The sequence below is a fragment of the Emticicia sp. BO119 genome (genome assembly GCF_013912375.1).
GTDB lineage: Bacteria > Bacteroidota > Bacteroidia > Cytophagales > Spirosomataceae > Emticicia.
In genome coordinates, this window is record NZ_JACETV010000005.1 from 432,696 (window position 1) to 448,073 (window position 15,378).

A 15,378-nucleotide genomic window follows, 5' to 3' on the forward strand; every position below is an offset into this window, starting at 1 on the left:
AAACTGTTTCAATACATTATATGTTTTGCACTTATTATATTTTATTTAAACACCTTTGATTATGTCGTTAAAAGTAGGAGACCAGGCACCAGATTTCAAATTATACAGCAGTGATAAACAGGAAGTAAACCTTTCTGATTATCGTGGTAAAAATGTAGTAGTCTTATTTTTTCCATTGGCTTTTACAAGCGTTTGTACAGCCGAGCTTTGCCAGATGCGAGACGACATAGCTACCTATTCAAGACTCAATTCTGATGTATTGGGTATCTCGGTAGATTCACTTTACACGTTAGCCAGATTCAAGGAAGAACAAAAACTACCTTTTCCTTTACTGTCAGATTTCAACAAGGAGGCTTCATTAGCTTTTGATTCTTATTACGAAAACTTTGCTTTTGGAATGCATGGGGTCTCTAAACGTTCGGCTTTTGTGATTGATAAAGAAGGAATTATTCGTTATGCAGAGGTTTTGCCTAAAGCAAGCGAAGTGCCGGATTTTGTAGCAATTAAAAACACCTTAGAAAGTTTATAAATTATATTTTACATTATCCCCCTCTTGCCAGAACAAGAGGGGGATTCTATTTTTTAATCCTGAAACCCACTCACAATTCCATTTACAATCGAAAGTATAAATCCAAAAATTAAAGGTTGTAAAAAGCCATCTATAGTGAAGCCCGGCACTAAATAGGCACAGATATAAACCACAAATACGTTTACAACCAAATAGAAAAACCCTAAAGTAAGAATAGTAATGGGTATTGAGATTAATTGCAGGATTGGTTTAACAACAGTATTAAGAATACTCATTACAAAAGCTACAATTACTGCGGTTGTAAAAGTATCAACATGAATTTTACTTAAAATGGCAGGCATAAAATATACTGCGGCACCGCAGCATATCAAACGGATAATATAACTGAGCATAGGTAAGAGGTCCTCCTTCCCCACAGGAGATCAGGTTTAGAGTTAATACTAACATTCCCTCCCGGGGTGGCCACTAAGGGCGAGGGGTATGCCTTTTTATTAAAACATCGAGTACTTCGTCAAACTCGTAGTTTTTCTGTTCTAAAAGTACTAAATAATGATAAAATAAATCAGCAGCCTCACCTAAAAATAATTCCTTGTTATCATCTTTAGCTTCTATTACTAATTCTACCGCTTCCTCTCCTACTTTCTGTGCTACTTTATTAATACCTTTTCTGAATAAATGGCTTGTGTAAGACTCATCTGTAGGGTTTTGTTTTCTGCCTTTAATAACCTCACGCAAATGATTTACAAATAAAATTTTTCTATAATCAGCACTGTTTACCTCATTAAAACAGGTATCAGCTCCGGTATGGCAGGTTGGGCCATCAGGCGAAGCATGAATCAGGATAGTATCACCATCACAATCAATCAGTATTTCTTTTACGTGCAAAAAATTATCAGATGTCTCTCCCTTTGTCCAGAGTCTCTGTTTGCTTCTGCTAAAAAAAGTTACGATATTTTCCTTTTTGGTTTTTTCGTAGGCTTCTGCATTCATATAGCCCAGCATTAACACCTTTCCTGTCTGATAATCCTGTATAATGGCAGGTACGAGCCCGTCAGGAGATTTATTAAAATCAATTTTCTTATCCATTCATCCATAATTTTCCACAAAAGTACAGATGTTCAAAAACTATTACCTATAAAAACCTGAAAATTTGTAGATATAACATGAGCTATTGTTCCGGTTTGCGGAATTCGCAAAAATTTCTTCAAAAAATATCACTTTTAAAGAATCTTATAATCAAGCGTTTATACTTAAGCACAAAAAAAATATTGATTTTTTTTCACCAGGCTCTTGACATATATAAAAACTCCTGCTACCTTTGCAGTCCCATTCAACACCAAATGGATGTAACAAGCGGAAGTAGCTCAGTTGGTAGAGCGTAACCTTGCCAAGGTTAAGGTCGCGAGTTCGAGACTCGTCTTCCGCTCGGAAAGTTCAGCACCCTTTACAAGGTGCTTTTTTTTTCAAAAAAACACACCATCCGCCGGGGTGGTGGAACTGGTAGACACGCAGGACTTAAAATCCTGTGAGCCGAAACGCTCGTACGGGTTCGATTCCCGTCCCCGGTACCAGTTATGCAAAAAACAGCATAACAAAAGTAAAACAAAAAGAGTATAAGAAGCTGATTATTAGCAACTTATACTCTTTTTTGTTTCTGTTAGGTAGCTTTTGTTTAGCTCTTCTTTATTTTAAAATAGTCCCCATTTAGTCCCTATAAAAATAATAAAATTATTGTAGTACATGTAGATATTAATTTATTTCTTATCCAATAGCCCAACTAAAGCGTTCTAATTGGAAAAAGTATGGCTATAATTCAAAAATGTTTTTAGAGGTTTCCATTTCACTCATATATACTTCTTAGGATAAAATTAAAATAAACTACCGACATCTTCGGGTTCATTAGATTCATTTCTTTTCACAACAGAATTAAAAAGAATATTAACTGTATTACCTAACTTTCTAAGCAATCTATCTATTTCTTTTGATTCAAGATTAGATAAATCGATAGTATCTCTTTCTCTTAATGCAAATGGATAGATTTCCTTAGTTTTATCTGTGAAAGTTACTAATATGTACTTATTTGGATTTTCATCAATATCATTAAGAATCAAACTATATTCAAATCCAACACTACTCTTGAAATCATTGGTTTTTAATGCATATCCTTCTGAAAGAATAACAATTACTTTATTACTTTCTTTAATGCTTTTTATCATCATTTCAGTAAAGCTCGTATCGGTTTCATTATCATTCAAATTTTTATCAAAAGTCGCATTAAAACCTCGGCTTCGTAAAGCATTGACTAATTGGTGAACTTTGTTATAATGTGGCTGGTCAACATTGCCATCCTTATCATTCGTAGCATATGTAACGAATACTTTTATTTCGGTATCTAATGATTCTTTATTAAGAGTTTTTATTTTAATTTCATCTTTCTCTTCAATATTTTCTAAGCCGACTGAATATAATAATTGAAAAATAGACAGCTTAGTATCACTTTTATAGCAAGTCACATTTACTCTACCTTCGTTTATTAAATCAATTAATTCTTCATATTCAAAAACAGTTGGTTTTTCAAGGATTTGGCATTTTTTACAATAGCATGGAACTCTTAATTGAGGAACCACTCCCCTATACTCTTTAATAATATTGGACATTGAATTCATGATTAACAACATTAGTCCTCTTGCATCATTTCCTGTAGCTTTAATAAGAATTTTTTTCTTGTGCGCCTCTTCTACTATCTGAGCATAACTATTATTCTGCTTTAATATAACGGCATTACTCCACACACTTTCATCTGATACAATTTGGTTACTAAGATCAGCACTTAATTGGTTAACAATGCCTCGTAGCATAAAATCAAAATGATATTCTAATCTTAAATATTTTTCATGGATTGGCCAATGTTTATCTTCAGGAATAGGTTGTAACCGAGCAGGAAGAAGGTAGTTATTTTTTTGATGTTGTTTGGGAAATGCTATTTTAAAAATCTGCAACATTACTTTCAGTTCACTTAATCTTGCTAAATGGGATTCTCCCGCCCAGATTCTATAAAAATCATTTTGAGATATTATGCCGTTATGTTCCTGAATTATCGTATCATCAATGATCTTGTAAACAGCATTCATTGCCCATTCAGGTTTAAGAATAACAAAATTTCTAAGAAGGTCTTTATTATAATACCACAAGATAATGCCAATATTATGAAGAAAAAGTCCTAAATCCTCTACGTCTAATGGTCTTCTAAAACCTTGGCTATCTGTCTGTTTGCATAACTCTGAAAACTTCTCAAAGGAAATATAATCCTCAGTTTTTGATTTTTCAATTAACTTTTCGCGTACTTTTACCCAAGACCTAGGTACAGCTTTCCCTATATGTGGTAATTCTGTTATCTGATGTTGAATGAATCCTTTTAAATTTCTTAACCCCCAATTATTAGGTGAGGAGAGATCTATTTTATATAGAGGTTTCAGATTATACTCTGGAACTCCATAAAAAGTTTTGATATCTGTCCATTCTTTCTGATTCCCATTGTCACAGGTTTGTACTAATATAATGGGGCTGTTTCCAGCAAACTGATAAATAGTAGGTATCCAGTATTCAAAATTATGTGTAGGAAAACGTGTAGAGGCAACTAGAATATAGACAGAGTTCTCAGTTAAAAAAAACCTATGAACTGGATAATAAACATCTTGTCCTCCAAAATCCCATATGTGCGTTGTATAGGTCCTCTCATCAGCATCTTTAAATTGCCAATCATATAATTTAATACCTCTTGTTCTATCATTTCCAGCTGGTAGTTCAGAATTCTCATTTAAAATTCTTCTTTGCAAAGAAGTCTTGCCAGAGCCTCCATCACCTACTAAGGTCAATTTGGCTTCAAAAATAAAATCATATCCTTCTTGATCTATTCTTTCAAAATATCTTAAAATAGCTTCTCTTCCTATCTCAATTATCTCTTTTGGAGGGTTAATTACTGGATTATCATACAATGAAATTTCATTGCCTTTATATTTCTTTAGGCTCACTTTCAAGCCATTTTTTATTATGGGTAATAAAGGTCTAATATCTTGAATTTGATTAGAGCTAAGATCTAAAGAATGTAGTTGAGTGAGGTATTGGGAAAAACTAATATTCTGTATTAAATTAGAACTAATTTCTAAGATTTGTAAATGAGTCAGACTTTGCAAAAAGCTAATATCTCGAATTTGGTTGGAGTTAAGGTATAAAGAATGTAATTGAGTTAGATTCTGCAAAAAACTAATATCTTGAATTTTATTATAGCTAAGATTTAAAGTCTGTAATTGAGTAAGGTTCTGCAAAAAACTAATATCTTGAATTTTATTATAGCTAAGATTTAAAGTCTGTAATTGAGTAAGGTTCTGCAAAAAGCTAATATCTCGAATTTGATTTGAGCTTAGGTCCAAAGATTCTAGTTGAGTTAGATTTTTTAAAAAACTATAATCATCAATTTGATTATTGCTTAAGTTTAAACCTTGCAAATATTTTAACTCTTCTAATAAATGATAATCAACTCGTTTATTATTGCTAAAATCTAATATTTTTGATTGACTGTTATCTATTGAAGATTCAATCTCATTTATTGTATTATTCTCTTCACTATTTAAATTATTACTAATTAACTGATTTTGAATTTCCATAGGCAAATTTACTTGAAAACCTTCTTGTGACGAAGTTAATTGCAAATGAGGGGCTAAATCTTTAAAAATGACTTTAGTTTTGGTTATAGAATCATGGTTTTCAATTAATTTTTCTCCTTCATATAAAGCAGAAAGCACCTTAATTTGAGGGTGAATTTCATTTGTTTTGATAATATCTCTATATTTTGTACTACTTAATAAATATTCAATCTGAGATGAGGCCTCTGATTTATATTTTAAATTAGTATCTTTTGAAGCTTTTAAAAGTTGATTTATTTTCTTGGTTAATTCTGATGGAACTAAGGTAAGAATCTGATAATTTATAGTCTCTGCAGCTAATAAAGCAGGGGTAGAAATTTTATATTTTCTTTCTTCTACATATTTTTCCATAAATTTTGCAAGTCTCATTTCTCTTTTTTTACCCCATACGATTTCATCATTATTCTTACTTCTTAGATACTCTAAAAGTAATTCACGGATAAGTGGGTATATTTCATATAAATCATGGCTAAGCTGACGCACTAATGATGAATGCAACACTTCATCAACTACCGATAATGGAATAGGGAATAGAGTTTCATTCTCATCTACCTGAAAATTTAACCAGATTTGATGCATTAAATCAACGTTTAGAGCTACCGGAAAGGAGGCATGGCAAATTATCCACCAATGTGCCTCAGAAGGACATATCTCCCAGAAAGCCTCTAAACGCATTTTATTTAAATCATCTATTAAATTATAGTTTTTAATATTATTTAAAGCCCAGTTGACATCATAAATAATATCTTTTGATTCATAGTTAGAAAAGTTTATATTTTCTTCAAAAGTTAAGGTTGGCAACTTAAAGGAATAGCGTTGAAAATCTGTATCGTTTGGATAAATCATGTTCACGAAATACGAAATATAACGGGCAGACGTTTCTTCTATATTTCTTACTGGGTTAATCCATAATAGACGTGGAGTAGTAGACCGGATAACTTTACAGATTTCATAAAATAATTTTATTTGTTTAAAATCTAACTCACGCTTTGCTGCTCCTCCATCACTAAAGAAAATTACTAATGAGTTTTTATTCCATCTTACTTTTTTTGCCACATCACTCCAAAAAATAGAATCAGTCTGTGCCGGTGTAGTAAATACTCGAAAATTTTCCTTATTTAAACTACTTAATGGAATATCACGAAAAAAATATCTATCAAAAATAGAAGTATGTGATTGAATAAGGGAATATTGTGGAGTATTAGTAACTATACGAATTATAGTATCTTCCCAACTAGAAAATGGTGTCATTGAATTGGAGTGGTCTGACAACCATATAATATGTTGGTTTAAGTTTTTTTTACTATCGTATTTTAAGCGATAAATAAATCCAGTTTCAAAAAGTTGTTTGGTAATATCCTGTATATCTAATTCATTAGTAGGCTTTCGTTTAAATTGTGTGGCTACTTTTCTCAAAATTTGAGTAGTTTTTCTAATATTAAATGGTAGAGCTTTGGCTTCCCAGAATTTAAATGTAGCTTTCTCATTTATAGCTCTTACGGCTTTATCTTCTATTTTTATACCATAATTACTATCCTTTATTAAAAGATCTACCGCTGGCCATTCTTCTTGCAGGGTGCTAAAGGATGATTCTGAATTTGAATTAGATTCTTCTGAATTAAACTCATCTTTATTATCAGAGGCTCTTTCTTTATTATTGACTTGCTCTGAATTTTTATTAATATCATTAATATCTGAACTAATGGTAGACATTTTTGCTTCAAAAGGAGGTTTTTGTTCATTTTCAAAAATAAAGTCTCCCAGCTCTGAAAAAAAAATATCAAATATATAGTCAAATTTGTCTTGATGTTGATTACGGGTAAGCCATAGCGTTTTACATAAATATTTTAACTGCTCTTTAGAAGTAATATCTGACTTAAAAAAACAAATTAAAAAAGCCTCATATTGACTATAATCTAATTCTAGTCCGAGTTTTGTTCTTAAGGAATAGAAGAAATCTAAAAAAATAGGTTGGAAGCTTACTTTCATAACTCTAGTTTACTAAAGCGTGAAAAATCTTCTAAATTTTTTAATAATATTTCCGGATATGGTATCTCTTTTTTTAGTAGTATTTCTTTAATATCAGAACCACTTAACCAAAAATAATGTATAATACGAACCCAATCTAAAAGCTCGCTAGTATCTGGCTTTTTTATCGCATTATTTGCTTTCATTTCATTAACAAGTGAAATAAAGCGAGAGACAATATCTTTTATTACTTCATCAGACAGAAGTTCACCTTGTTTAGAATTTTCTGAAAAACTTGCAATGTGAGCTTTGACAATTTCCATTCTCCTTGAAATACGAATATTTTCTTTACTATTGTCTAAATCATCACTTTCATCTAAATCAATATAATGAAATACACAGCGCCTTAAAAAAGCGTTAGGCAACTCTTTTTCATCGTTGCTCGTAATAATAACAATAGGTGAGTTTTTTGCTTTCTCTTCATGGGGTAATTCCCCTTTTTTATTAAGCTCTTTAATAAAGAAACGTTTTTGATCTAGTTCCAATAATAAATCATTAGGAAAGTCAATATCGGCTTTATCAATTTCATCAATTAATAGAATAGCTTGTTTTTGACTTTGAAAAGCTTTGGCCATTGGACCATAAACAACATATTCTTCTTTCTCAGGCAGTTGCTCATTACTTTTGTTTTGCGAATCACGCAAATTAGCAAGGTAGTCATAAGTATATAATCCTTCAGTGGCTTTTGTTGTAGATTTCACATACCATTCAAAGAAATATTTTCTATACTCTTTACCATATAGTTCGAAAGCTATTGCTTGTGCTAATCTTGTTTTTCCAGATCCTGGTTCTCCTCTTATTAGCAATGGTCGATTAAGTAAACGAGCGTACTCAACTGCTTTTTTCAAGCTTTCACTTGGTAAATAGGGAGGGATTTTTACAGATAGTTCTTCGCCATTTTCATCATAGTCAGGCTGTGCTTTTAGAAGAGCTTTTCCAGCATAAAGTTTTTCCATAAAATTATTAGTCAAATAATTGTTTAAGGTTTAAAGGGGGAATATTTAATTGCTTGCATATAGCTTGCACGACAGGTGTAATATAGTTAGGAAGATCTAAATCTATTCTATTAACATTTACATCTTCTGGAGTTGTTGTTGTCTCTGCCCAAAGTATAATTTCTTCTTTTTCCACTTGTTTTATAGGATCATTTCTTAAAAAAAATAAACTATTATTAGTATTTAATTTCTCAAATAGAGAAACATTATCATAAGCATTATTGATAGCTATTATAAATATTTTATTACCTTGAGACGCTAATGTTTTTTTTTCTAATTCTTCAGCAAACTGGAATATTGCTTTGGCATGTATTTCTGCTTTACTTCTTCCTGTAGACTCTATAAATAAATCTTCAAAAAGAATTAATAAATTATAACTGTTATTTAGTTTGAAAAAATTGCTATAAAATTCACCTTCAAATTTTAGTTCTTCAGCTAAATATTTAATTATATCTTCATAAGTTTGAATTTGGTAATGCTTTAATGAAAGTTTAATTTCTTGTGCTACGATATTTCTTCTTCTAAGAATTTCTTTATAGGATTTTACTAGGATGTTTTGACCACAATATTTCGTCCCTTCAATATAAGTAAAGATTAATCTTTTATCATTTTGTAAGGCTAATTCTAAATATTCCTTTTGAGTTTTAAAATTGAAATTTCTAATTATTTGACTTACTTTATTGGAAGGTTCTTCAATAAATTCCTTATACATTTGTCCAAACATTATTTTTTTTATATCATCACTTATCCCTGCGATTTCAGTAAAGCTACTTTTCCAGTCTCCAAAGGGAATAGTTAATTCAGGGATTATACCTTCCTCTTTTAAATATTCTATAGAGTCTTTAGGATCTTTAATTGACACAAAAATTATAGATTTGCTTTTAATATCCTTTTTATCTATTTTCAAAGAATCCCAAAAAGTAATAAATTCATTATTTTTAATTAGAATAATCAGAATATCAGCAGCTTTAATTTCAATTTTAACGTCAGTGAGATCCAGATTTTCTTTATAAAAATATTTATTTTCTTCTTCAGCAGTATACGTACCATTTACAGTTACTTTTTTTTTTGTTATTTTAGATACTAATTTATCTTTAAATAATTTATATTCATTTATCGCACATTTATCGTAAATAAAGTATAATCCAGGAACTGTCGAGCCTTCTTGCTTAGCCGTTGATATTGGTAAATTTTTTAATTTCCACCAATAAATATCATCTAAAATCGTCTCTTCTCCCTCTTTGACAAAAAGTTGCCAACGATCATTCTCATCTTTAGTTTGGATCTTAAGGCTACTACGCCAGATAATTGGTTGAATAGAAGTCTCACTTAATATTTTTTGTTTTGCGATAAGTCCATTTATAGCATGTTCAAAAGCTGACTTTATTGTATAGCTTCTATCAGAAAGAGCTTGATAAAATATATTAGCAAATTCTTTAGCGATCCCATCAGCTATTTTCCCTTTGGTTGCAATGACTATTTTTATATTATTTTCAAAGAGTAAATTAACTTGATCAAAGGTTGAACATCCATTTAAAAAAACCAATTTCAAGTTTTGAGCTTCTGCCAAAAGACCTGCTACTCCTTTAGCATATAAAGGTCCGTTTTCAAAAAACAATTGCTTGTCACCAGCATGACCACTAAAATGAAAAATAATAATTCTATGCTTGTAATCTTTAATATCGTTCATAATATCCTCTCCCTTTACACTGGGGCGTGACGGAAAATCCACATTTAAATACTTATCATGGTTATCATGAATTTTACATTGTTCCCAAGCTTTTCCGATAGCTGTATGTTCATCTAATAAATGTGTTAAATAATTATCATGTTCACTTTGAGAAAAGTAAGATAACATGACTGGAGTATGTATTAAACGCATTGAAAATTAATATTTTATAATGGTTTAGCAGAAAGTCACTTTTGCAAAATTCTATTATCTAGGTTAAGATTAGAAAGATGAAAACCATAAAAAATTGATTCCTTCTTTAGGCTATTTATTCGATTTTATTATGGCTCAAAATTTCTAACTCTAATATTGAATTTAAATTGTTATACTTTTATAGAAAACAATCAATATGGACATTTAACAATAACATGAATATATATAAAATTATTGACAGGAAATTTACTTTATCTAAATTAAGAATTTAAAAACTTTAATTCTTTGTAATTAATTGCTTTTTTGAGAACATTATGCAGTTAATAATACTTCTTCTTAATTGCAATCTTTTCTATTTCTTCAATGAATTTATTACCTATTAACTCAAATCCTATATTTGTAGGATGAATTTCATCACTCCAATTATTACGTCCAACTAAATTGCGAGTATCAATTAATGTCACATTGTCTTGAAAATTATTTTTGCTAATAAGGCTTTTAATTTTTTCTGCAAATTGATCTAAAATATATGATATTAGCTTTTCTCGTTCTGTTTGAGGAATAATTTTTTTCTCAATCATAAATTTCCCACTCCAACTTGTCTTTTTCTTATTCCCTGAAATAGTAGTGTCTAAAGGGATAATATAATCGTAACAATGTACAAAAATGTGTAAATCTTTATATTGACTTATTAGTTCAGAGAACATTTCTACATACAAACGTTCTAGTTTTTCTAGTTGGTTAAAGAATTTCTGAGTCAAGTAACGTTTAGGAGAATCATCATCTCGGTCAGGCTCATCTTTTAAAAAAAATTGAAATTCTTTTCCTAACACGTCATTCCCACCTCCACTTACTAAGAAGATTTTAGACCCTTCGTCACCAATTGCTTTTACATATTCTCGTTTCTTTAAATAGTTTTCAAGTGTATCTCCTGCCTCAGCCAAGCTTAACACCGCATAGCGTTTGTAAAGCTGATCAACAATATCTTGTAACTGAATGGGGTATTGAAACCATGAGTCACCTTCGGCTACAACTCTTAGGCGAGATGGATCCTGCTTAAGTTTTTCATATCGATTTTTACGTATTGCGGTTTCGTACTTATTACCTAAGAAAATCTTAATATCATCATATAAGCCTTTCTCGTCTTCAGGTATAATCAGACCTTTTTTTAATTCCCAGATAGTTGGTTGGCCAAATTTATCTAGTTTTATTTCATAATATAATCTTGAAGCAAAGTAAACTGTCTCTTCATATTGAAGTAATTTATTCAGCAGGCCTGCTGAAATTCTATTATAAGTCGGATTAATAAATTCCAAGTTTAAAGTCTGAGTGATCCAACTTGAAGACTCTATAGCCTTATTAATTTTAAGGCCTCGAAAATTCTTAGTTGTGAGTTCTTCTATATCATCACTTGTAAATGGTTTAGGTAATTCGTCTAAAGTTAAAGCCTCTGCTTCAAACAAGGATGTACTTATGATGAACTTTAAAGTTTCAATCGTTTTAGGCCAATTGTATTCTTTTTCTACATTACCTAATTCTAATTCAATATTTTCACTACCATTAATGCTTAAAGAAATTGATTTTCCTGCCTCTAATAGTTGAACTCTTTGAGGTAATAAATCAAGAAAGCACTGAAATTCTTTAGTTAAATAAAGCGCACAAAAATACAAGTCCTTATGAGTTGTATTAGTAATTTCAATTTTTATTGTACCACTCCAATCATTGCCTTTTTTTTCATATGCTATAGAAGCAAAGTCATTATTGATTGGAAAAATAATAGTATTTTCTGAAGTTTGAGTTATTTTAATTTCAAGTGGGTTATCAAAGGAGTCTTTGCCTCTATTTGTATTCTGAAGATTTTTAATAAAGTGCCAACGTGAAATATGCTGAATTGTTCCTATTATATTATCGTAGTTACTTTGACCTATATACGGGATAGGGCGTATTAGTGGACGATATGGATCTTTAGGTAGAGTAATAAACACTTCTCCACTACGAACATGAAACGTATAATCTACCACTTCAATTTTACCACTATCCTTTTCATTATTCTCAATACCTTTAACTTCTCTAAATGAAAAGCTACCACATGCCGTTGCAGTCAGCTCATTAAAAAGTTTGCTTGCTTCTTCAAGAGTAGCATCATGGTTCTTAAACTCAAGCTTCAATTCTTGAGTCAATAACCCTAAAACCTCTGCTTTATAAACCTTATCACTTTCAAGCCCTTCTGCATCAATAAGCGTGAAATCTATAAAAATGCCATTTTCACGAATTTTAGCCTTAAATATTTTAGTAGGGTCTTCAACATTTACTATATTGACTCCAGAGGTAACATTTAGACCATGAATAGCTCCTACATTAAGTTGCCAGCCATTCTTGTTATTTTTTGTCACTTCAGCTAACATTTTTTTAGAATCAATAGAAATATTTAAAAAGCCATAATCGAGTATCTTGGAGGCATTAATAGGAATATAAACTCTAGGAGTCTGTTCAAAACTCGCTCTCATATACTGTCTTAATCTACTTCTTAAAACATTGTAAGAAATATTCCCTCCACAACCTTTAAGTACTTTAATTAATGTCTTAGTGAAAACACCTTCTCCTGCAATTTCTATGGCAGTCTGATTAGATTCACAAGCAGCAAGTTGTACATGAACTCCTTGAGGTATATTCGAGGTAGGTTCTTTAATAGAATTACTAAATAAAAACTCACTCCATTGTCTTTGGGGAAAAGGACCACCATTTTTATCGTAAACAATTTTCTTAATAACACTCTTAAAGCTTGCTTCTACCAAAGCACCATTACGAGTATTATCTCCAGAATGACAGCAATCAAAAATTGTTACAATATGAGCATGGGTTCTTTCATAGAGTTCTGCTATTAAAAAACGAAGTTCTTTATCTGCAAGCAGAAAGTCCGATACCTTATTTGTCTCATCATAACAAACTAAGCATTCTAAAAGACCATCAGTCTCCTCTTTCCAAATGCTATCTGCTCTCTCCTGTGTACCATGACCTGAATAATAAAAGAGAATAGTATCATTTTCTTTTGCCTCACTTAAGTAATTTTCGAATCCATTAATAATCTCTTTTCGTGTAGCCTGGTTATTAATAAGTTTCTGAATTGTTACATTAAAATTTTTATTTAGGTATAAATAGTTCTCTATTTCATCAATATCGTTAACACATCCATGCAGGTTATTAATATTTTTATACTTATCAATACCTATAAGTAGAGCAAATACATTTTTTTGAGTTGCCATGTTAAGAGTATGTTTGTAATAATTTTAATTTAACATAGGAGTTTGCTTTCTTAAATATTTTCTGTAATCAACATATGAAGGTAATTATACAAAATTCGGTAATATCAATAATTGGATAATCGCTAGTAAGTATTTTCAATACTCTAATCTATTAGGGATAATTCTATTAAAAGCATTATCTTTTAGACTAAATCATTATAAATAATACATTTTACCTGACCTAAAATTACCGAATAATAATAAAATTTTCTATTTATCGGTACAATTTATATTTTTATAAAAAAACTAACAACATGAATGCGTCAATAAAGTTCATTCTAATATAGTGTAAGTTAAAATTCATCAATTTATCTTTTAGATTAACATAAAACGTCATTTTATTACATGGGACTTTCCAAAATTATAGCTTATTTCGCAAATAGTAATGACCCTAAAGACCCGTATTTGTGTGCATTAAAAGAAGAACTTGAAGCTATTAGAGAAATAATAGAAGAGGTTAGAAGAAATACTAACATAAATATAGAGTTTTTACCTAGGCAAGATCCTCAAATCTCTAGGATAGGTAAAGATATTAGAGATTATTTAAATGAAATTAGAATATTTCATTTTAGTGGGCATTCTGAAGTTATGGAGCTAAAACTAAAGGATGGGTCCCCAGATTTTGATGGGCTTACCAGTCTGTTAAAAGAGTCTAAAAATCTAAAAATGGTATTTTTAAATAGCTGTTCTTCATTTAACTTAATTGAATCACTTTTTAAAAAAAATATTAAAGTGGTTTTAGCAACTAAATCCAAAATACAGGATAGAGTTGCTAAGAAGTTTGCTGTCGAATTTTACAAATTTTTATTTAAACCTGAATCAACTATAAGAAGTGCTTTTGAACATGCAATAAATGTATTGAAGACTGAAAGGTTTATTCCGAATAACATTAGAAATGAACCAAAAATCATTTTACGAGGACTGGTTATTGAAAGGGATGAAGATGATAAAGACAAATGGGAGCTATACATTAATGGAGACGAAGGTGAAAAAATAATTGATGACCCAAATTGGTATTACGTATTTAAAGAAAAATCAAGCGTGATTATTGATAAAGATTTAAAGTATACATGTGGTAGAGAAGAATATATTCCTCATTTCGATAACTTTAATAAGAGAAATAAAGAAAAAGCAAAACATTTTTTTACAATTACTTCTGAAGAAGATTCTCCAGAAGGTCTTACTCACAAAATTGTTTATGAAAGGTTTACTCGTGATATAGATGATAAAAGTTATCTTTATTTAGCAAATCCAAACTCAAAACAAAAGTACATTGAGCTTAATTCACCTCTTTTTCTTAGTAATGAGAATATAATTGCATATGAGGTTTACAAGAAAGTCATAACGCCGCAAGAAAATTTACTAAACGACGGTGATTTTGAAGAATATATTAATGCCATAGTACAAAGTGTAGAAAAACAAAGAGGTGATTCTTGTTATTGTTTCTTCCATATTAAAATGAATGAAACTTTATTTGAAGAAAAGCGTTTCGAAAAGCTAAAGGTTTTTATTGATAAATTTAATAAAATACTTAGAAACAAGGAAAATTCAATCAAGTTCTATTTTTTTTGGAATATTTCACTAAGGCCGTTTTCTAAAAAAATATCAAACATTTTTGGGATTTTCAGAAAAAAAACTTTGGCTAAGCATTTTATTAAAGAATTTAATGAATGTGATGATATATATTTTTTTAGTATGAAAAATTTAGAGTTTACCAAAAGTTGGGTTATAAATATCAATTACGAATATATTGCTCCCCCAAATATATTGGACTACAGAAAGTGGATAATTAGCTTAAAAACCAGTTCCAATAATCCTATAAAAGTAGAGGAATTAAGTGAGAAACATATTGGTAAAAATATAAATAAAATTATTCATAATGGTGTAATTGAGTTACAATCAAAGTTAGAAAATATTATTTTTGAGCTAAATAAATAGA

8 protein-coding genes and 2 tRNA genes are annotated in these 15,378 nt (G+C 30.2%); 4 read left to right on the forward strand and 6 right to left on the reverse strand.

Features of this window, described 5'->3' with window-relative positions:
* Positions 1–61 precede the first annotated feature (61 nt).
* Positions 62–529, forward strand: a complete 468-nt coding sequence (locus tag H1R81_RS18305; RefSeq protein ID WP_181842199.1) for a redoxin domain-containing protein — start codon at positions 62–64, stop codon at positions 527–529.
* Between the two features lie 53 nt (positions 530–582).
* On the opposite strand, the gene H1R81_RS18310 is transcribed toward H1R81_RS18305, so the two are convergent.
* Positions 583–945, reverse strand: coding sequence for a phage holin family protein (locus H1R81_RS18310; protein WP_310588092.1), 363 nt, complete (start codon positions 943–945; stop codon positions 583–585).
* Positions 946–994: 49 nt separating this feature from the next.
* Positions 995–1,615: a bifunctional phosphoribosyl-AMP cyclohydrolase/phosphoribosyl-ATP diphosphatase HisIE gene (hisIE, locus tag H1R81_RS18315; RefSeq protein ID WP_181842200.1), complete on the reverse strand. Its 621-nt coding sequence runs from the start codon at positions 1,613–1,615 to the stop codon at positions 995–997.
* Positions 1,616–1,882: 267 nt separating this feature from the next.
* Between hisIE and H1R81_RS18320 the strand changes: the two genes are divergently transcribed.
* Positions 1,883–1,955: transfer RNA gene (locus tag H1R81_RS18320), tRNA-Gly, on the forward strand.
* A gap of 56 nt (positions 1,956–2,011) precedes the next feature.
* Positions 2,012–2,100: transfer RNA gene (locus H1R81_RS18325), tRNA-Leu, on the forward strand.
* A gap of 297 nt (positions 2,101–2,397) precedes the next feature.
* Here H1R81_RS18325 and H1R81_RS18330 read toward each other — a convergent pair.
* From H1R81_RS18330 to H1R81_RS18345, 4 genes are all read right to left on the reverse strand, one after another.
* Positions 2,398–7,221, reverse strand: coding sequence for a leucine-rich repeat domain-containing protein (locus tag H1R81_RS18330; RefSeq protein ID WP_181842201.1), 4,824 nt, complete (start codon positions 7,219–7,221; stop codon positions 2,398–2,400).
* A complete protein-coding gene (locus H1R81_RS18335; protein WP_181842202.1) occupies positions 7,218–8,216 on the reverse strand; it encodes a MoxR family ATPase in 999 nt (332 codons plus the stop codon). The genes H1R81_RS18330 and H1R81_RS18335 overlap by 4 nt, the downstream gene beginning before the upstream one ends.
* 7 nt (positions 8,217–8,223) lie before the next feature.
* The gene (locus tag H1R81_RS18340) at positions 8,224–10,137 is read right to left on the reverse strand and encodes a hypothetical protein (protein WP_181842203.1); all 1,914 of its coding nucleotides are present in this window, start codon (positions 10,135–10,137) and stop codon (positions 8,224–8,226) included.
* Positions 10,138–10,457: 320 nt separating this feature from the next.
* Entirely contained in the window at positions 10,458–13,400 is a 2,943-nt protein-coding gene (locus H1R81_RS18345) for a caspase family protein (RefSeq protein ID WP_181842204.1), read from the reverse strand.
* A 384-nt stretch (positions 13,401–13,784) separates the two neighbouring features.
* On the opposite strand from H1R81_RS18345, the gene H1R81_RS18350 reads away from it, so the two are divergent.
* A complete protein-coding gene (locus H1R81_RS18350; protein WP_181842205.1) occupies positions 13,785–15,377 on the forward strand; it encodes a hypothetical protein in 1,593 nt (530 codons plus the stop codon).
* Position 15,378: the final 1 nt, after the last annotated feature.